At 38.7% G+C, this 19,807-nt stretch carries 18 protein-coding genes; 11 read left to right on the forward strand and 7 right to left on the reverse strand.

The genetic code is table 11. The features are described from left to right. Positions 1-15 precede the first annotated feature (15 nt). The 7 genes from A923_RS0119505 (at position 16) to A923_RS0119535 (ending at position 8,054) form a co-directional block, all read left to right on the forward strand. Positions 16-576, forward strand: a complete 561-nt coding sequence (locus tag A923_RS0119505) for a cell division protein ZapC domain-containing protein (RefSeq protein WP_026006372.1) — start codon at positions 16-18, stop codon at positions 574-576. Between the two features lie 165 nt (positions 577-741). After that, on the forward strand, positions 742-2,874 hold the full coding sequence (gene rlmKL / locus A923_RS0119510; protein ID WP_017223377.1) for a bifunctional 23S rRNA (guanine(2069)-N(7))-methyltransferase RlmK/23S rRNA (guanine(2445)-N(2))-methyltransferase RlmL: 2,133 nt from the start codon (positions 742-744) through the stop codon (positions 2,872-2,874). Beyond that, positions 2,874-3,110, forward strand: coding sequence for a glutaredoxin family protein (locus A923_RS0119515; RefSeq protein WP_017223378.1), 237 nt, complete (start codon positions 2,874-2,876; stop codon positions 3,108-3,110). The genes rlmKL and A923_RS0119515 overlap by 1 nt, the downstream gene beginning before the upstream one ends. 184 nt (positions 3,111-3,294) lie before the next feature. Beyond that, positions 3,295-5,199: an ATP-binding cassette ATPase Uup gene (gene uup / locus A923_RS0119520; protein ID WP_017223379.1), complete on the forward strand. Its 1,905-nt coding sequence runs from the start codon at positions 3,295-3,297 to the stop codon at positions 5,197-5,199. A 15-nt stretch (positions 5,200-5,214) separates the two neighbouring features. Continuing rightward, positions 5,215-6,987 (forward strand): DUF3466 family protein, encoded by a 1,773-nt coding sequence (locus A923_RS0119525; RefSeq protein ID WP_017223380.1) that lies wholly within the window; start codon positions 5,215-5,217, stop codon positions 6,985-6,987. Positions 6,988-7,142: 155 nt separating this feature from the next. Next, on the forward strand, positions 7,143-7,319 hold the full coding sequence (gene rmf, locus A923_RS0119530; RefSeq protein WP_017223381.1) for a ribosome modulation factor: 177 nt from the start codon (positions 7,143-7,145) through the stop codon (positions 7,317-7,319). A gap of 423 nt (positions 7,320-7,742) precedes the next feature. Continuing rightward, the gene (locus A923_RS0119535) at positions 7,743-8,054 is read left to right on the forward strand and encodes a hypothetical protein (RefSeq protein ID WP_237716248.1); all 312 of its coding nucleotides are present in this window, start codon (positions 7,743-7,745) and stop codon (positions 8,052-8,054) included. Between the two features lie 59 nt (positions 8,055-8,113). Here A923_RS0119535 and fabA read toward each other — a convergent pair whose 3' ends face one another. The 4 genes from fabA to A923_RS0119555 all read right to left on the reverse strand — a co-directional run bounded on the left by fabA (position 8,114) and on the right by A923_RS0119555 (position 12,451). Then, positions 8,114-8,632 carry a bifunctional 3-hydroxydecanoyl-ACP dehydratase/trans-2-decenoyl-ACP isomerase gene (fabA, locus tag A923_RS0119540; RefSeq protein ID WP_033197667.1) on the reverse strand — a complete coding sequence of 173 codons (519 nt, stop codon included), beginning with the start codon at positions 8,630-8,632 and terminating at the stop codon, positions 8,114-8,116. A 94-nt stretch (positions 8,633-8,726) separates the two neighbouring features. Then, positions 8,727-10,688 carry an AAA family ATPase gene (locus tag A923_RS0119545; RefSeq protein WP_017223384.1) on the reverse strand — a complete coding sequence of 654 codons (1,962 nt, stop codon included), beginning with the start codon at positions 10,686-10,688 and terminating at the stop codon, positions 8,727-8,729. A 231-nt stretch (positions 10,689-10,919) separates the two neighbouring features. Further along, the gene (locus tag A923_RS0119550; protein ID WP_017223385.1) at positions 10,920-11,459 is read right to left on the reverse strand and encodes a DUF2058 domain-containing protein; all 540 of its coding nucleotides are present in this window, start codon (positions 11,457-11,459) and stop codon (positions 10,920-10,922) included. 158 nt (positions 11,460-11,617) lie between these two features. After that, positions 11,618-12,451: a Tim44 domain-containing protein gene (locus tag A923_RS0119555; protein ID WP_017223386.1), complete on the reverse strand. Its 834-nt coding sequence runs from the start codon at positions 12,449-12,451 to the stop codon at positions 11,618-11,620. Positions 12,452-12,767: 316 nt separating this feature from the next. Between A923_RS0119555 and A923_RS0119560 the strand changes: the two genes are divergently transcribed. Beyond that, a complete protein-coding gene (locus A923_RS0119560; RefSeq protein WP_017223387.1) occupies positions 12,768-13,787 on the forward strand; it encodes a trypsin-like serine protease in 1,020 nt (339 codons plus the stop codon). 184 nt (positions 13,788-13,971) lie between these two features. Further along, positions 13,972-14,889: a L,D-transpeptidase family protein gene (locus tag A923_RS0119565; protein ID WP_017223388.1), complete on the forward strand. Its 918-nt coding sequence runs from the start codon at positions 13,972-13,974 to the stop codon at positions 14,887-14,889. A gap of 146 nt (positions 14,890-15,035) precedes the next feature. On the opposite strand, the gene A923_RS0119570 is transcribed toward A923_RS0119565, so the two are convergent. Then, complete coding sequence (locus A923_RS0119570; protein WP_017223389.1) at positions 15,036-15,305, reverse strand: Lpp/OprI family alanine-zipper lipoprotein; 270 nt, start codon at positions 15,303-15,305, stop codon at positions 15,036-15,038. Between the two features lie 261 nt (positions 15,306-15,566). Continuing rightward, positions 15,567-15,935: a PilZ domain-containing protein gene (locus A923_RS0119575; protein WP_017223390.1), complete on the reverse strand. Its 369-nt coding sequence runs from the start codon at positions 15,933-15,935 to the stop codon at positions 15,567-15,569. 347 nt (positions 15,936-16,282) lie between these two features. Between A923_RS0119575 and A923_RS0119580 the strand changes: the two genes are divergently transcribed. Beyond that, positions 16,283-17,932 carry a putative bifunctional diguanylate cyclase/phosphodiesterase gene (locus A923_RS0119580; protein ID WP_017223391.1) on the forward strand — a complete coding sequence of 550 codons (1,650 nt, stop codon included), beginning with the start codon at positions 16,283-16,285 and terminating at the stop codon, positions 17,930-17,932. Between the two features lie 181 nt (positions 17,933-18,113). Then, on the forward strand, positions 18,114-18,815 hold the full coding sequence (locus tag A923_RS0119585; protein ID WP_017223392.1) for an oxidative stress defense protein: 702 nt from the start codon (positions 18,114-18,116) through the stop codon (positions 18,813-18,815). A gap of 109 nt (positions 18,816-18,924) precedes the next feature. Here A923_RS0119585 and A923_RS22380 read toward each other — a convergent pair. Next, positions 18,925-19,807 (reverse strand): polysaccharide lyase (locus tag A923_RS22380; protein ID WP_017223393.1); only part of this gene is annotated, 883 nt, incomplete at its 5' end.

The raw sequence follows: 19,807 nt of genomic DNA on the forward strand, positions 1-19,807 counted from the left end.
ACTACTGGTATCAGGATGTTACTAGAACCAAGCAATAAGTGGTATTGGAAATATGACTGCGCAAGTCAAAGTATCGTGATTCAACTATCCGATGGACTTGCAATGTCGTGTCATTTAAATAAGCGGAATATGAATAATTTGTGCAAAGGTCGTGTTAACTTTTGCGCAGAAGATTCAAGCTATTATTACTATTTCTTAGAGGCGCTAAAAGATTTAGCCTTTAGTGTGCCTGAAAAAGTACAAATAGCATTAAACGCGGTGACTAATTTACGTTTTCAAAAAATAAAAATGCCGCAAAGCTGGTTCTTTGATTATAAATACTCTGATGTTTCGTTTAGTACTGGTGACCTTATTACCTTGTCTTTAAAAGGCGATAATGTTCAGTTTGTGATACTCGAAGCAGATGAACGCGTATCCATGTGTATGCTGTTAGAAGACACCGTAGAACTTTCTGATTCCAAAACATTAGTTAAATTTGATGTTATCCGGGTGATGAACGATCGTGTACAACTACAAAATACTGTATCAAAAGCATTAACAGATGATTCTTTTTCCTTCGTTCAGATCATGGCATAGCTTAATCCTTCAATAATCTAGCAAAAACCCCCTGTTTATCTAAGAATTTCCCCAACATGACTATGCGACTATAATGCCGCGTGGTATAGTTCGCCCCCATTAATAATCACATTGCTTACTTTCTTTTTTATTAGGAAGTATCTCGAAATAATATAGGCTTTCAAATTGACTACACTCAACACTTATTTTGCTTCTTCTCCTAAGGGTTTAGAACTTCTACTTAAAGAAGAACTAATTGAACTTGGCGCACAAGACTGCCGTGAAACAATGGCTGGTGTCGCATTTAAATCTACTCAATTAACAGCGTATAAAATTTGTTTGTGGAGCCGCTTAGCATCTCGAGTGACCTTGCAATTAAAAACATTCAAAATTTTCGATGTATTAGACCTATACCTTGCGGTAACCGGCATGCATTGGGACAAAATATTTGATATCGATAAAACGTTTGCTGTTTCTTGCTCAGGCACGAATGACAGCATCCGCGATACCCAGTTTGGCGCGTTGAAAGTAAAAGATGGTATTGTTGACCGTTTTAGCAAATCGATGGGCGACCGTCCAAATGTAGCTAAAAATGATCCGGATGTTCGTATTCACCTGCACATCCGTCGTGAAGACGCGACACTGTCTCTTGATTTATGCGGTAATGGCTTGCATCAACGTGGTTACCGTCAAGGTACCGGCGCGGCACCATTGAAAGAAAACTTAGCAGCCGCAATCATTAAACGCAGTGGTTACACTGATGGTTTACTTGTTGATCCTATGTGTGGTTCTGCAACATTACTCATCGAAGCGGCGTTAATGGCACTTAAAGTACCTGCTGGTATCTTACGTTCACGTTACTGTTTCCAACAACTGAATGATTATAATCAATCAGGCTGGGAAGAGTTAGTTGCACAAGCTAAATATCAAGCACGCAAAAACATCGCGGGTACTGATCTTAAAGTTTACGGCTTTGATAAAAGCTGGCGTGTACTTGACCAAGCTAAAGCCAACGTGCGAGCTGCGGGTCTAGAACACGTGATTGAACTGGAAGTGGGTGACGCTAAAAACCTCGTTAACGATTTCACCAGCGAAGGTACATTAATTTGTAACCCTCCTTATGGTGAGCGTATGGGTGAACAACCAGAACTAATTGTGTTACACCAAGTACTGGGTGAGCGATTAAAGAGTGAGTTTTCTGGCTGGCACGTTGCGTTTTTCTCATCAAGCCCTGATTTGCTATCTCGTTTAGGTATGCGTGCCAATAAACAATACAAATTGTTTAATGGTGGCCTTGAGTGTTTCCTTAAGCTTTACCAAATTTCATCGGTTGCACGTCAAGTGCAAGCGCATGTTGAAACGCAAATGACCCCTGGTTTCGCCGAAGACTTCCGTAACCGTTTGAAGAAAAACATCAAACTGTTGACCAAATGGGCTAAAAAAGAAAACGTTAACTGCTACCGTTTATACGATGCTGATTTACCAAACTACAATGCCGCTATCGATATGTATGGTGATTGGATTGTGGTACAAGAATATCAAGCACCAAAAGACGTACCTGAGCAAAAAGCGAAACAACGTATCATGGATATCGTTGCTGTAACGCTTGATGTGACTGGTATCGATCCAAACAAATTGGTATTGAAAGTACGTCAAAAGCAGAAAGGTAATAACCAGTACGAAAAATTACAACAAGTTAAGTCTGTATTCACTGTAAATGAATACGGCGCTGAATTTGAAGTGAACATGAAAGATTACTTAGATACAGGTCTGTTTATCGATCACCGTTTAACACGTCAGATGATTGGTAAAATGAGTGCTGGTAAACGTTTCTTAAACTTGTTCTCTTACACGGGTAGTGCGAGTGTACATGCTATCTTGGGTGGCGCAGAGTCATCTGTAACGGTAGATATGTCTAATACTTACCTTGATTGGGCTAAACGTAACTTCGAATTAAACAACATCAGTATGCGTAAGCACGAAGTTGTACAAGCGGATTGCTTAGCTTGGTTGGCACGTTGTGAAGACAAGTTTGACCTTATCTTTATTGATCCACCAACATTCTCAAATTCAAAGCGTATGGAAGATAGCTTTGATGTTGAACGTGATCATATTCAATTATTCACGTGGTTAGAAAACATTCTTTCTGCACGTGGTGAAATTGTTTTCTCTAATAACAAACGTAACTTCAAATTAGATACTGAAGCGTTAGAGAAACTAGGCTTGAAAGCGACAAATATTACCGAACAAAATCGTTCTAAAGATTTCGCGCGTAACAAGAACATCAATAACTGCTGGCTTGTAAAACGAGTAGGCTAATGACTAAGTTTGCATTCTACACCACAGAAGGTTGTCATTTGTGTGAACAAGCTTGGGCACTTATTATAGCGCAAGACTTAGTAACGGAAATGACACAAGTTGAAATTATTCACGATTCAGCGAATGTTGCTCTTTATGGCATTCGCATACCGGTGATTAAGAACAACGACAACGATAAGGAAATCGGTTGGCCATTTGATGCTGTAGAATTAGCCGACTTTATCGAGAAAGACTGATTTATCTGATTAAATCCGAGCCGCTTTCAATTACAAGGTGAATTTCTGTTCCCTTTTAAATGAAATAGTTAGGCTCGGATTTTTTCTATTTTACAACTTTATGTTAGAATCTCACTAACTGCTTGTGTCTTCGTATATGAATTTTCAGCGAAGCAACAATACATTATTTTATTAAGGAATTACCGTGGCTGTTATCACGTTACAAAATGCTTGTCTTGCCTTTGGCGACCTACCGTTATTAAATCATGCTGATGCTGTATTTGAACGCAAAGAACGCGTATGTCTTGTGGGACGTAATGGTGCAGGCAAATCAACAATGATGAAAGTTATTGGTGGCGAAATTCAACTTGACGATGGTGTCCTTAGAGTAGAACAAGATGCTGTTGTTTCTCGTTTAGAGCAAGATCCACCAAAAGTAAGTGGCGTGACCATTTTTGATTTTGTTGCGGGTGGTCTAGCTGACATCGGCCAAGTGCTAAAAGACTACCATCACCAAGCGATCCTTGTGGGTGAAGATTACAGCGAAAAAGCATTAAATAAATTGATGCGTTTACAAGAAGAACTTGATAACCGTAACGGTTGGGAGTTTGAGCAAAACATTGAACAAGTATTGACACGTTTAGATTTAGACGCTGATATGATGCTTGATGATTTGTCGGGTGGTTGGTTACGTCGTGCGGCATTAGCACGTGCACTAGCAAGCAAGCCTGATATCTTATTACTTGATGAACCAACCAACCACTTGGATATTGAATCTATTTTGTGGTTAGAAGAGTTCTTAAAAGATTTCGCCGGTACTATTATCTTCGTAAGCCATGATAGAAGTTTCATTCGTTCTATGGCAACACGTATTATTGATATCGACCGCGGTAACTTAATGTCTTTCCCTGGTAACTACGATGAATACATCGTTGGCAAAGAAGAAGCACTACGTGTTGAAGACGAACAAAATGCATTATTTGATAAGCGTTTAGCACAAGAAGAAGTGTGGATCCGTCAAGGTGTTAAAGCCCGTCGTACACGTAACGAAGGTCGCGTTAAAGCACTGAAAGAAATGCGTAACGAACGTAGTGATCGCTTGAACGTACAAGGTAAAGCCAAAATTAGTGTTGATGAAACATCACGTTCAGGTAAACGTATCTTTGAAGGTGAAGACGTATCTTACGGTTTCGAGAACAAGCAAATTGTTAAAGACTTTACCTTTAACATCATGCGTGGCGATAAAATTGCATTCGTTGGTCCAAACGGTTGTGGTAAGAGTACATTAATCAAGTTATTGCTTGAAGAATTACAACCACAAGCTGGTATCATCAAATGTGGTACTAAATTAGAAGTATCTTACTTCGATCAACATCGTACAGAGCTTGATCTAGAAAAAACAGTAATCGACAACTTAGCTGACGGTAAACAAGAAGTTGTAGTAAATGGTAAACCGCGTCATGCACTTGGTTACTTACAAGACTTTTTATTCCACCCACAACGCGCACGTACACCGGTAAAAGTATTGTCTGGTGGTGAACGTAATCGTTTATTATTAGCAAAATTATTCCTAAAACCATCTAATCTTTTGATTATGGATGAACCAACCAACGATTTAGATATCGAAACATTGGAACTTTTAGAAGAATTACTTGCCAATTATCAGGGTACGTTATTATTAGTAAGCCATGATCGTAACTTTATCGATAACACAGTAGAAAGTTGCTGGATGTTTGATGGTGAAGGTAACATCACTAACTTTGTTGGTGGTTACCATGATGCTAAGAATCAACAAGCAAATACAATCTCTATGTCAGCAATACCAAAAGCTGCTGTCGTTGAAAAATCAGTAAAAAAAGAGAAGCCAGCTAAAGCAGTTAAGACTAAAAAACTGCCGTATAACATACAAGTTGAACTCGAAAAACTGCCTGCAAAAATGGAGCAACTAGAAGCATTAGTTGAAACATTGCAAGCTGAAATTAATCAACCTGAATTCTTTAATAAGCCAGCTGATGAATCGAAAGTCATGCTTGAAAAACTTGCAAGTAAAGAGCAAGAACTAGAGACCGCTTTCGCTCGTTGGGAAGAGCTAGAAGAAATGAAAGGCTAAGGAAGTAATAAAACAATGCAATTAAAAAAGACTAAATTAGCAGGGATTATTAGTCTCTTATTCTGCTCGAATGCAATGGCGGTCGTCTTTAGTGATCCGCCTATTGCAGTTCTAGAAGACAGCAGTAGATTTGGACCATTTGTATCAGCTATGGATACATCAAGTGCTGCAACTGCAACAACTACTGCGATTAATACCAACACATATGCACAGCCATTTATGTATGATATTGGTGCGCCGTGGACATATAACGAATATTGCGTTTATGACGATGATGTCTGTTATATGTTTTGGGATGGAACAGGGTCTGGAGGTAGTGACGGATTTTTTGTTTGGCGTCGTAATATCTTATCTACTTATGCTGGTATTAACGGTCCTTACGAATCTGAATCTAAAACATCTGTAGATGGTACGGATATTGCCATTCCTAGCCTCTTAACTGAGTCTCGTAAGATTACAGCAATGACATCTGATAATCAGGCTGGTTATGCTACTGAGTCTGGATCTAAGATTGTTAGACGTGGTTTTTATAATGATATTCCACTTGTCCCTTTAGGTTTTGACGATAAGGGCGGTTTTAGTGCCGCGCATGACTTTGCTAAAGTAAGTCTAACTGGTGACAATGGTACATTTTCTCCTAAAACGCTTATTGTAGGACAAGCGAGTGTTCAGTGGGCTAATGCTGATGATCAAAGTCGTTTCGATTATTGTTTTAATTATTCAATTGATGATGATCGTTATGACTATGATGATCTTTATAACTGTCCTGGTTTTGATTTACAAGCAAGTTACTGGAATGATGATGGTAGCGTTATCGCATACTTATCAAATGATTCTGCGACAAATTGGATAGGTACTGGTGGTGATGCTATTTTTATTGCTAATGCTTATGCGATAAATACATCAGGTTTTTCTGTTGGTTTTTCTACGCAGCAGATCTATTCTTCGACAAGTGGCGGGCGTGCACGCGCAACCATTTTCAAGCCAACGGTAAGCGGTACTGATCAGCTTTCTTTTGCTATGACTGAGATTAAAAAGCCTAAAACGGATACTGGTAGTGATTATGATAATGTTATACGTGACACTGTTGCGGTAGACATTACTGATAAAACTTTTGTTGAGGCTAGTTCTACATTTGTAGATGCAGCAGGTACCGATGACCCTTCACAAGCGTTTATTGTCGTTGGTAACCGTACCTACAATCTACCTCAAAATAGAAGCTATGCAACTGAGTTCTATACTTATAACGTAGCGAGTGGCAAAACAGACTATCCACTTAAAGATAATCCGATTAAAGGCGCTAACTCACAAGTTAGTAAAATTAATAATGACGGTTTAGTTGTTGGTTGGCGTGATGCTCGTGGTGAAACGTCTCCTACAGCAGAAGGCTCAGCGCGCTTTCAAAGTGCATTTGTGTATGATTATAAACTCGATAAATCAGTATATTTAGATGACTTATATTGTAAATCAATAAATGAAAACCCAGCCGACGGGCCGATTAAATATCGCTTCGTCAATGCAATAAGTATCAGTGATAACAACAGTGATACTTATACTATTGTTGCTAATGGTTTTGATTATGGTAACGCAGAAAACTATAAGAATCGAGTTGGATCAACACCAGTTGTGTTATCGATGACAGTTACTCAAGCTGATTTAACTGATTTTGATAATTCATCTCAATGTCCGATTAAAGCTGATGAACCTTACGAACGTAGTGGCGCAGGCATGGGTTGGTTTGTACTACTACCGACTATGATGTTGTTATTCCGTCGTTTTAAACGTTAATCGTTAAGCGAAAACATCGTTTTTATGTTTCTTAAAGGCACAGTAATTTAATTACTGTGCCTTTTTTATTTGATTTGTTGAATATCTTAATCTATTAGTTAATAGAGGCATGGAAAGTCTCAGCTTTAAGTTATACATTTTTTGAGGAATCTAGAATGAAGAGACAGAAACGAGATCGTTTGGAAAGAGCATATTCGAAAGGCTATCAGGCTGGTTCAGCGGGTCGCTCGAATGAAGTTTGTCCATTTCAAAGTGCGGATTCGCGAGGACAATGGTTAGGTGGGTGGCGTGAAGCACAAGAGAGCCGAGGTACAGGGCTCCTGATTAAATAGTCACTTCACAAATGAAAAATACAACAAATCAGAAAATTAAAACGTCAATAAATAGAATAATAGTATAAATACAATAAAGGCCCATATAGGATCTTATTACCCCCGTTATATTAGGCTTAGCCCCAGTTAACGGGGGTTTTCGTGTTTAATGGGTACCGTAAATAATACTCATCGGCGTACTATCAATCAATCTCACTCAATATCAATCACTTTCAATTCTGCCGCTTTATTCCAACGCACAAAATACGATCCAATCATATCTGATTACGATTCATTGTTGATCAATCTTATTATTCTTATTGGGATAATGTGGACGGTGTGCTGACAAACTCAAGTGAGTTCGCCCCTATCTAACTTTACCTTATGGGGCTAATTAGCGCGCCAGATGGCGTAGATCGCAATGTTTGGGATATGGATACTGGTATGGGTAGCGAAACTATTTATAACGCGTGGCAAAGCAGCCCTGAGTTTACAGAGAGAGAACCAACATTAGGCTCTACCCAAACATCATATCGCGCCTTTGTTGTCATGTTAACGCATGAAGGGAAACGGCTTAATACTGTGATGAAGGATAAACTAAGTGCAAATATTACAAATTTTGCACGAGAGGATGGCAAGCACAAAATATACAATGGCGGTACATTTTCAAGCAGAAACTTTTGGCATGCAACAGGGCAAAGAGCTATGATTAATCTTGTTGATCTGAAAGAAGAAAAATTAATTAAAGATAAATAGAACAGACACAAAAAAGCCCCAAATAATGGGGCTTTTTTATTACTCTATATTCGTAAAACTTAAAATACAGTCGTATCTTGGAATAAACCAACTTTCAAATCTTTTGCAGTGTAAATGACTTTACCATCTACAAGCATTTCTGCGTCAGCAATACCCATTACTAAGCGACGAAGTACAACACGCTTCATCACAATTCTGTAGGTCACTTTTTTGTTTGTTGGTAATACTTGACCAGTGAATTTAACTTCACCCACACCCAGTGCGCGTCCTTTACCTTTAGCGCCATTCCAACCAAGGAAGAAGCCAACTAACTGCCACATTGCGTCTAGGCCTAAGCAGCCAGGCATTACAGGATCACTGTCGAAGTGACAGTCAAAAAACCATAAATCAGGTGTAATATCGAGTTCAGCTATGATTTCGCCTTTACCGAATTCACCGCTTGTGCTGTCAATGTTTAGAATGCGATCCATCATCAGCATATTGTCTTTTGGAAGACGGATATCAGATTCGAATAACTCACCGTTACCACATTTTACTAAGTCTTCTTTATCGAAGCTATTGCGTTCTGTTGCTGACATAGATACCACTTCAACCTCTAATTCATTTATCATAATATAATCCCTTTTTTCTTGAAGTCATCTTAGCGTACAAGTGTACGCTTAACAAGTCCAATCAGTTGTCACTTCCCTGTTTACCAATGATGTTAGCCCACAATTGTTTAAGTTTGGTGACAAACTCGTGTTCATCATCATCTAATTTGTCATTTTCTTCAGCAATCTGATGAATGATATTGTAGAGCGTTTTTTCTTCGTCAATACTGCCGGCTTTGATGTCCATTAACAATTCAATCGCTTGATCTATATGGGTAACAGGATAGATAGCTAGCTGTTCATTGTTAACGGCAGTGATGAGCTTATCACTTAAATTTAAATTGATTATATTCGCAGCGGGAATTAAAACGCCCATATCTGTTTGGCCATTGAGTTCACAGATGCGAAGGAAACCTTCCAGTTTCTCATTAATACCACCAACAGCCAGCACGGTACCAAATTGATCGATAGCGCCAGTCACCGCGAGGTTTTGCGCTATTGGTCGATTCGCCAGTACAGATAACAAGGCGCACGTACCTGCTAAGGCCGCACTATCACCATCAATTTCGCCATATGATTGTTCAAATACTAAATTTGCACTGATAGGTAAAGGTAATGGTTTGGCAAATGTATGAGTGAAAAAGCCCTGGATAATCATCATCGACTTGGCGTGAATGTTACCCGCTAATTCAGCTTTACGCTCGACATCAGAGATATCGCCATCGCCATTAAGGTGACCTGTCGCGGTAATACGGATTGGTTCACCAAAGCTCTCGGGATGGCCATCTATTTCAAGCACAGATAAACCATTAATTTGGCCAACTTTACTGCCATGAGTTTCTAAGATAATTTGTTTTTCGATAATACCTTCGTTACTCATACGAATATGGCCATTCAGCGCTTCATGTTGCAGTGATAACACGGTATTGATGGTGTCACTGTCTATATGATCTAACTGGTTCGTTAATGCAATTTGATGGCAATAGCTTAATAAGGTTAATAACTTGGCTTCGTTAAGACTCAGGTAGTTATTATGCTCGCACCAACGACTGCTTAATTGTAAAAGGCGTTTAAGGCCGCTGCTTGAAAGAGTTAGCAGTTTAGCGTCTGTAATCAATAATTTAATATAACCGATATAGTTGGCTATGTGTTGCTCGCTGAGATTAAACTCAGTAGAAAAATCAATGAATGAACTGGCAATACTTGATAATTCTCTTTCACCTTCAGCCAGTTGACTTATCGCGAGTCGGTCACCAACTAAGATAACTTTAACGTCGATAGGTGCTGGATCTGGTTTTAGCTCTGTTTGAACGGTTTTATTACTCGACTGCCAGTTCAAAGACCCTTGTTTGATCACTGATTTCAATTGATACCATAAGGCGGAGTTACTAATAAACTCATCGATCTTGATCACGATGTAGCCGCCATGGGCTTGATGTAACAGACCTGGTATTAACTGCGCTACGCTGCTGGTATAACTGCTGTTTTTATACAGCGTATCTAAGTTACCAAACAGGGTCGTTACATCTAAGTTTGTTGCATTGATTAGACTGGTAGTAGGGGATTGCTCATCCGCTAATACTTTGAACGCCTGCTCGACATTAAATTCGTTGAGGTTGCGTAACAGTGGCACAAGGTGAGGGTATGGCTTGATAAGGCATAAATTAAGCTGGTCTTCAGCAATCTCACCCGTGGCAATAATTTGTTCAATGAGTTGCTTAAACAGGCCTGTTTGATCGCGCCAAATTTCAAATGCATGTGCGCGGCCAACTTTAGTGACATCTTCAACATAACAAATAGATTTAGCACGTTTATTTGGCATGTTTTGCAACATGTCTGAGAATGATTTTATGTGGTCAAAACCGTCAAAATCTGTTGCTACAAGTAACTTAGCCGTTGCAGTCTTATGGAATAGCGCAAACAGTTCGTTATTTTCAGGAAACAATTGATCTCGCGTTACTGTATCAAACTCTTCAAGTTTGCAGCGCGAGCCAAGGTCAAAGACAGGAACAAGTTTATCAGCAGTAATTTTCTCAGTTAGCAAGGCTATCACTCATTGTAAGGTAGATAGATAAATTATATGAGATTGTCTTATAAACAGATAGGTTTATTCGCCGCTTAAATCAAATAGTCTACTTTTGAGCGGGATTAATAACCAGATTCGATGTGGTTAACAGAAATAGTCGAGATAGGAATTACATTATGATCATCCCGCTTAAAAATTAACACCAGGTTTATTTTAAGCGGGATAACAAAGACTAATTAATGAGCGTGATTACCACATTAAGTCATCTGGAATTTCGAAATCTGCGTACGGGTCATCTTCGTCAACTTCTGTCGCGGTATTCTCGTTCAATACAAGTACGTAGGCTTCATCAACCGCTCTGATTTTTTCTATTGCAATACCAGGCATCACATAAGACTTACCTTCTAGTACACATAAACCAATTTGGCCTCTGGTTAATGCGTTGTAGCTTGGTTGATCAACTGATAATGTTTTAACTTTATTATCCAATACGTAGTTAAATGAAAGCTCACCGATAAAATCAGTGATATGAAGCTGTTGGATCATTTGCTTCACTTTACCATGCTCTGATTTCAGCTCAATTTGTTCTTGAATTGCTTTATTACGTGCTGCGTCTAGTTCTGCTTGCGCATTTTTTTTAATTTTGATCTCATCTTGCAAAGTCGTGTCGGCACTTTGCTGATTTTTACGTACTGCTTTATTGGTTTTATTTTTTTCTTTACGAATCTTTTTCGCTTTTTTTTCATCGCCTAAGCCGGCTTTTAAAAGCTGATCTTGTAGTGAAGCCATGTTTATAATTCCTATCGATTTGTTTTATAGGCGGATCATAGCAGTGTTAAGTTTAATTCGCTAGAGCAAAACACTTGTCGCTACTAGAGTTATATTTCGAGATCAAAAAAGGCGGTGATTAGCCGCCTTTGTCGTATTAAATGAGTAAATAAGCCTGATTACTGCTCGATACCGGTAATTAACCACGGCGCGTTAGCCTGGGTTAGGTTTCGTTCTAAATGCCACACTTCATCGATGTCTGCTTCTACATCTTCGTGGCTATCACGGTAGCGACCGTTAAATTTAACACTGACTTGTGAAAGTGATGCTGTTGACTCGGCACGCACTAACTCAGCGTCAAGGAACATCACTTCTGTATGTTGTACGCCTTCTAGTTCTTTACGTTGCACATGGAGTTCATTGTAAAGTTCGATAGAAACATATTCTTGGATTGTTTCTAAATCGTTTTCATTCCACGCTTTCTGTAACGTCTTATAATGGCTACGAGCGCCAGTTAAGAAGTTCGTCAAATCAAAATCAGCCGGTAGGTTAAAAGGTACGTCATTGTTTGCACCCGCAAAGCCACCTTGGCTTGCCGTGTTGAATGTTGCGTCAGGCTGTGCTTCTTGTCTAAACGCAGGACCAGATGCTGGCTGTGGTCCACCTTGTTGTGACGCTGCTTTAGCGCGCATCATCCCTTTGAACAAGCGGAATAATAAGAAGGCAACACCAGCCATGATGATCATGTCCATGAATTGGAAACCTTCGAAAGCGCCACCAAACATAGACGCGATTAAACCACCCATCAGTAAGCCACCAAGCATACCGCCTAGCATGCCTTTTTTGCTCATACCTGGTTTAGCAGGCGTCGCAGCCGCTGGTGATTGTTTTTGGGGTGCTGTTTTATAGCTTTTACCAAAAGACTTACTGCCACCGAATTTTTTAGCGTGAACGTCAGGCGCCGCTAATGAGAAAGCGAATACCATCATTAGAACTGTTAAAATGTTTTTCATTATATCCCTTCAATTAATACATATATTAAATACGTTTTTATGTAATTAGCATCATAGCAACGGTATACTGTGCGTCAATTGCCTTTGCTTACTTTTTACATTAGTTGACATAAAATGTCATAGGATATGTTTTTTTAAGTAATTAAGTGACCTACGCACAATATTTCACCTTAAATGATGGCACGACATAAGCTATCCCTGGTTGGATTTATTTTATCCATATTGTAGTGCTCGTTAGCGCTATACTTACGTTATGAAAATGAACAGTGCTGACGATTAACCATCACTGTAATAACAAACTCGAGAGAGGCTTATTTTGAAACTAATTAAAGTGATTACAATTTCCGGAATCATATCACTCTCAATAAGTGCTTATGCCAATGATGACATAACACCTTATGTCGTCGGGGGGGTTGATAGTAAAGCATTAGAATTACCTTGGCAGGTATATATAGAAATTGAAAAAAATGGCGCTACCTATGCCTGTGGCGGTACATTAATCACAGATACTTGGGTTGTTACTGCAGCCCATTGTCTGAACGCTAGTGATAGCCGCTCAGTATTTGTCGCCGTTGGTGCTGGTCAAGTAACCGTGTACTCGGGGTCCATTGATAAAACCAGTAGCGGTAATAGATCAAAGAATACAGTAACTAATTTAATTGCGAATTTAGATTATGAGCAAAATAATAATACTGGTGATATTGCGTTGTTAAAGTTGTCCTTACCAGTGGCGTTACCAGCACTTCCAATCAAACTGATGAATAACGCGTCACAACCTGTTGCTGATGCAGAATTTGATAATGGATTTTCTGATAATCTGGTGGTTTCTGGTTGGGGCAGAACATCCGCCGATCGAGTCGAAAGGACTGATATTCTTCAGAAAACGGTAGTGAGTGGCGTCGGTGATGCAAGCTGTGCATTAAATTGGGGCTTTTTTGGGGTTGAATCTAATTTCATTTGTGCGAACGCATATGAACGCGGTTCTTGTAACGGTGACTCTGGTGGTCCATTGATATGGCAAGACAAAAGTGCCGCAAGTGATAATGATCGTGGCTATCGATTGGCTGGTGTTGTCAGCTTTGGTCACTTGGACCAATGTGCAAATTACTTATATCCTGATGTTTACACTGAGGTAAATAACTATAGTGAATGGATCAAAACCGAGATTGATAAGGTTGATGGACCAGACTCTTATCAATCCCCGGAATCTTCATTCTCTCAAGACATCTTCTTTTTTGAAGAATATCCTCAGCCATCAAAAAGCAGTGGCGGTGGGATCGGTTATGCATTCTTGACCTTATTAACAGGGCTATTATGGTACCGCCGTAAACGTTGAAATGTAACGTCGTACTCGGTCTTATATAAGCATTAAATATGTCTTATATAGAAGGCTAAATATTTCTTATAATAATCCCTGATAATAATCCCTGATAATAATCCCTGATAATAATGTCCTGTAGGGTAAGTCATATCATTGATCCTATACTTACCTTACAAGATATTATATTAAAGGGATGACTATGTTCGTAAAGTCTAAGCTTAACTTCCTATCAAAATCACTCGCTATCCTATCCTTGGTATTCGTTGGACCCGTGATCGCACAACAATATACTCTGCCAAGTTCAGATTCGAGACTGATTGGTGAACGTATTCAGCATAAAGTCGAAGTGGGTGATTATTTTCATTCTCTTTCACAGCAATATAATATCGGGCTGATCGCATTGATGGCGTCTAATCCAAGCGTAGACCCATTTTTACCGTTACCCGGTACTCGGTTAGAGTTACCGACGTCTATGCTATTGCCAGACGTTGAATACAAGGGCATTGTCATTAATCTACCTGAACTACGATTGTATTACTTTCCGAAAAACACCAACGAAGTACATGTCTTTCCCGTCGGCATTGGTCGAGAAGGACGTGAAACGCCACAAATGAAAAGTGTTGTTAAAACCAAGATAAAAGATCCGGTTTGGACACCCACCCAAACAACACGCTCCGAATATTTAGATAAACATAAAATGGTGCTACCGCGAGTTGTACCAGCAGGAAAGCATAATCCTTTGGGTAATTTTGCTTTGCGATTGGCTTACGGACAAAGTAATTATCTTATTCATGGCACCAATTCAGATTTTGGCATTGGTATGCGTATCAGTGCGGGTTGCATTCGAATGAATCCTGATGATATTGAGTGGTTATATAATAATGTGAAGGTGAATGAGTCTGTCAGGATCATTAATCGACCGATAAAGTTTACGCTAGAACCTGATGGTCAAAATTTATTGGAAGTCCATTCGCCATTATCAACTAAAAAATTGAATCGGGAAGTGAATACCACAAAGGTCATTAATGCACTAAAAGAGAATAGTCTGGTGGACAATAATGCGGTTCAAGAGGCCTTGCTACTCCATCACGGCTTACCGATTAATGTGAGCATTTAACACTCTAGAGATACATTGTATAGACTAACGCGGTATAGGGTATAGGTAAGATAGACAATGATGGACGGGAATAGGCGATAGGGGCAAGCTAATTTAAGATAGATTAACAATAGCGATTGTTAATCTATCTTAGGTCATGTGAGTAATTATTTGCTGTATGATGCTGCGATATTATCTATACGTGAATTCGCACGCTGTGCGTCTTCTTGTGCTTGCATGGCGGCATCTGTCGCTGATTGTAGCTGAGATTTCAAGCCTGCATGTTCAGATTCTAAATTTTGTACTTGTGACGTTAATTCGGTGACTTCAGAGGTCAGGCTACCAACACTTTTTTGTACATCGGCTTCGTTGCTGGCACAACCACCTAGAAAGACTGATGTTGCAATAGCACCTGCAATTAGTAATTTATTATTCATTGAAATACCTCTTTCTGTTAGTTATTCAATACTTAAAATTTGACTCGTGTCGCAATTAAGTATGTCAGAGATTTGTCAATTTGCCAGTTCACTACGCTATTAATCAATTGTAATGACTACTTTATCTATGTGAATACGAATTCAACGTTATATTAACACGCCTTTAGACGCCTATTATCGATCATAAACTTACCGTGTGATGGCGAGTGTTTCGTTGTCATTTTACTGGCAGGAAACGCACAACAGGGTAATAAATCAATGCTATTGCTTAGGTAATGACTGGGCAAGATGTTCTATATCTCGGTGTAAGAGCGCTTCGTCAGCTAAATTTAACTGCACCAATCTTCGTAATTCAGAAATGCTATTAATATCAATGCGCGTACAGCGCATACCTAATACATGTTCTTCATTATGAATAAGCTCAGCTTCCATTATAATCACTTGTTCAGGAGATAATTTAATTGATAATGTCATGAGTTGATTAACATCAAAAGTAACATTTCTTGGTTTTGTACAAGAAAGTCCTCGCAACGATAAATCGATTACATTTGTTGACCATTGATGCTCATTACATGTTAATGAAGCATCGTGATTGAATAACACACGTTGAAATTGACGCTTATTTTTCATATCTGCACCTAATAATTAAACTATATAACTTAATATTTTAGGCTAAAAATCAGCATTTTGCTGGTGGCTATATCGCACTATTCAACTAATTAGCTGGTTATTTTTCAGCCGAGTTTAGATTAAATCACAATAATACAATATAATTCACAATGCTCTTATAAATTAAACCGCAATAATGAAATCGTAAGCTATTGTTTATTATGAAGCAGACGAAATAATATGTTTATGATATATCAACCTATGCAGTTGAAGTACACCAAGTCAGACCACGTAGTATTGTTGCAAAAAAGCGCATAGTGTAAAGTGCATAAACCAACAGTTGGTAAAGACTGACGAGTAACCTGAATATGAAAATTGAAGATTCATTTTTACCTATTTTAATTATCCGCGATGGACAAATTAAGTCTTGTAATAAAGTGTTTTCAACACTGGTTGGTCTGACCTGTCTGAAAATTGTTGACATGAAAATCAATGACTTATTACGTTTGGATAATAACCAAAATATCAATAATACAAGTCAGTTATTCGATAATTTTTACGTGAGTGAAGTGGGGGTTTTTGCCACTGCTGAACTTGTCGATTGTAATTTTTATCATTTAAAAGTCGAGTTATATTGTAAAAAATTAGACCGTGACGAATTTAAATTGTGTTTTAAAGTCATCGAAAATAAAGCCATAGATCCGATTTCAGGCCTGCCAAATGGCTGGGCAATGACTGCGCGAGCTACAAACTTATTCAATACTGTTCACTCTGCCACTCCTAAAATGCGCTTACTTGTACTCAGTGTTGATAATTTCTCGACCATCAATTTTCGATATGGCTTTGATGCTGGCGATAATTTTCTTGCTGTCTTTGGCAATAAGTTAAAGTCTGCAGTCCAAGACGATGGATTAGTTGTACGTTTTTCAAATGCCCGCTATGGTATTTTAATTGAAAACCAACATAAACTATCTCACGCTGATTTCACTGCATATATAACCCTGCTCAGTCAGGAGCTATGTGATTTATCACGTAAACCGTTAATCCTCGCCAGTGGTATAGCGATCAATAAATCCATTAGTATCGGTATCAGCGGCGAGCATTGTGACTATGAGAGTTTTTTCGCGATGGAAATTGCTGGCGAAACGGCAATGAGAGAATCTGAACGTCATAGTAACTCATATTATTGTTTTGCAAAGCCAGAATTGAAACCTCAGTTGATGACAGATAAACTCATTATTGATGAATTCCCTAATGCAATTTCACAATGCTTAATTAAAATTCATTATCAACCACAATACGATCTCAGTAACAATGCGTTAGTCGGATTTGAGGCGTTATCACGTTGGATACATAAAGATTTAGGTTACATTGCACCTGACGTATTTATTCGGATCGCCGAAGAAATTGGCCTACACTTTGAATTTGATTTGTGGGTATTTACGCAAGTTTGTAACCAGATTGTACAATGGCAAGAAGCCGGTATTTACACGCCAAGGATTGCCATTAACGTCTCTTTCAAAACGCTGGAAATGTCCAATTTTGTATCTCGTATCGCGGCGATCATTGAAGAGTCTGGTTGTCCTAAAGACTTACTTGAAATTGAAGTGACCGAAACGGCTTCTATCAGTAATATGGCCATGTTAATTGACAATGTAAGAGCAGTAAAAGCACTCGGTATATACATTGCAATTGATGACTTTGGTACGGGTTATTCCTCACTAAGCTTAGTCAGGAAACTACGCTCATCGCTTGATACATTAAAAATTGATCGTTCATTAGTCGCAGATATATGTTCATCAAAGCTAGATCGTGAATTTGCGCGCAAAGTGATTGGCTTGGGTGAAGTACTCGAGGTTAAAGTACTTGCTGAAGGTGTTGAGACGTTAGCGCAGCGCGATCTTTTACAACAACTGGGTTGTGATTACGCACAAGGTTACTATTTTGACAAAGCCTTATCTAAACAAGATGCTGAGATCCTTATCATCAAGCAAACCTGCGAACAGCCGCGCTACTAATAACGTTCAATAAATCGTCATCATTATTCATGAAACCTCGAAGATCCTGATATTTCCTTATTATTTATAAATATGTAGCCACTTTTGTATAAAGTTAGGATAATTTTCGATTTGTGACTGTCTGATTACTTGACCAGAACAACCACAAACAGATAAACAATGATTATGAGAGGTTATTTCGATGAACAGATATTTACTCGCAACCGTGTTGACGGCTAGTGCTTTCATTTCTCCCAGCCTGATGGCTGCAGAGGTAAGTTTCCCTCATTTAGAAACAACGGGAATGGGCGAAATTATCACTTCACCCGATATGGCTGTGTTTTCAGTACAAGTATCTGAAAATCGTAAGTCGGCTAAAGCAGCAAAATCTGCAGTTGATAATGTAATTGCGGCTTTCAATAAACGATTAGAGGCTCAAGGCGTTGTTCGTACAGATATTGAAAGTACCAATATTACATTACGTCCAGAGTATCAGTATAAGAAAGACAGCAAACCAGAACTGATAGGCTATCGAGCAAATCGTATCGTCAACGTTACTGTTCGTGATTTAGATAAACTCAATGACTATTTAGATGGGGCGCTTGGTGATGGCATCAATAGCATTACCAATATTCAATTAAAAGTCAGTGATGAATCTACATATATTGAACAAGCGAGACAAGCGGCAATCGTCGATGCGAAAGAAAAAGCTGCATCGTTGGCAAAAGGCTTTGGCGAAAAAGTGGATGGTGTTTGGAAGATAACATACAGAAATTCATCACCAAGACCAATGCTAATGCGCTCCATGGCAATGGACTCTACGGCTAATGTTGAATCAACTTATCAAGACGCTCAAATTATTATTCGTGACCAGGTAGATGTTGTTTTCCGTCTCGAAGATTAAACTGTTATTAAAAAAACGCCACACTGTTAGAGTGTGGCGTTTTTTTGATTATTTATTTAGAATGACATTAATTAAAACTGAGTTAACTACTATAACGTAACTCTATAATTTAACTCTTATAACTCAAAGGTTTAGTGCTGATCGCCACGTTATCAAAGTACGCAGTTGAATCTCGATCTACAGCCCAATCGCTATTATTACCACCATGCCATAACTGGAAGTATTGATAATTGATTGCGTATTTGCCATTTTCCGAAAATGTCATATCTGTTTTTTCAAGTACTTTAAAACCATTCACATAAATTTTAACAATGCCATTTGCTTGATTTGCATCGTTCATTTTTACGTATTGCTCAATTAAATATGTTTTGTCACGTTTAAACGAAAAGTTCTTACCTTCATATTGATAATCAATTTCATCACCACATTTACTCGTTTTGTCTTGATGGTAAAAATAGCCAATTGCACGGCCGTCTTCACGGAACATCGAACGTAAACTAAAGCCATCATCTTCACCAACAGTATCACAACCGTCAGGCTTGGTGCTTACGTTTGGATTTAAGCCGGCTAAGCCAGGCATCTTACCACCCATAGAGAAATCGTAATCTTTACCGAATGTAATCTCATATGAAAAGTTTAATTCGTTAAATTCGTTTAAGTTTTTACCACTCGAAATACCTTTTTTATAATGATCTTTTGGGTGGGTGATTGCTAATACCTTTGAACCGTCTTTATCGGTAATATTCGCACTACCAGTAATACTTTCCCATTCATTATTAAAGTCTGTGTCGAACATGTCTTCTGTATATTGACCGTTAGATCTGTCATTAAAGTTAACATAATCAATAACAGCCGAACTATTATAATCGACACCAGGTACAACATCATGAATATTCGCAGGCGCATCTGGATCTGGTGTTGGATCTGGTGTTGGGTCTGGTGTTGGATCTGGTGTTGGATCTGGTGTTGGGTCTGGTGTTGGATCTGGTGTT

The sequence above is a fragment of the Moritella dasanensis ArB 0140 genome (assembly GCF_000276805.1).
Classification (GTDB): Bacteria; Pseudomonadota; Gammaproteobacteria; order Enterobacterales; family Moritellaceae; genus Moritella; species Moritella dasanensis.

Coding starts and splice junctions, on each gene's coding strand:
- A923_RS0119505 (WP_026006372.1), top strand. CDS start 16: ATGTTACTAGAACCAAGCAATAAGTGGTATTGGAAATATGACTGCGCA.
- A923_RS0119515 (WP_017223378.1), top strand. CDS start 2,874: ATGACTAAGTTTGCATTCTACACCACAGAAGGTTGTCATTTGTGTGAA.
- A923_RS0119525 (WP_017223380.1), top strand. CDS start 5,215: ATGCAATTAAAAAAGACTAAATTAGCAGGGATTATTAGTCTCTTATTC.
- rmf (WP_017223381.1), top strand. CDS start 7,143: ATGAAGAGACAGAAACGAGATCGTTTGGAAAGAGCATATTCGAAAGGC.
- A923_RS0119535 (WP_237716248.1), top strand. CDS start 7,743: ATGGGTAGCGAAACTATTTATAACGCGTGGCAAAGCAGCCCTGAGTTT.
- fabA (WP_033197667.1), bottom strand. CDS start 8,632: ATGTCAGCAACAGAACGCAATAGCTTCGATAAAGAAGACTTAGTAAAA.
- A923_RS0119550 (WP_017223385.1), bottom strand. CDS start 11,459: ATGGCTTCACTACAAGATCAGCTTTTAAAAGCCGGCTTAGGCGATGAA.
- A923_RS0119555 (WP_017223386.1), bottom strand. CDS start 12,451: ATGAAAAACATTTTAACAGTTCTAATGATGGTATTCGCTTTCTCATTA.
- A923_RS0119565 (WP_017223388.1), top strand. CDS start 13,972: ATGTTCGTAAAGTCTAAGCTTAACTTCCTATCAAAATCACTCGCTATC.
- A923_RS0119570 (WP_017223389.1), bottom strand. CDS start 15,305: ATGAATAATAAATTACTAATTGCAGGTGCTATTGCAACATCAGTCTTT.
- A923_RS0119575 (WP_017223390.1), bottom strand. CDS start 15,935: ATGAAAAATAAGCGTCAATTTCAACGTGTGTTATTCAATCACGATGCT.
- A923_RS0119580 (WP_017223391.1), top strand. CDS start 16,283: ATGAAAATTGAAGATTCATTTTTACCTATTTTAATTATCCGCGATGGA.
- A923_RS0119585 (WP_017223392.1), top strand. CDS start 18,114: ATGAACAGATATTTACTCGCAACCGTGTTGACGGCTAGTGCTTTCATT.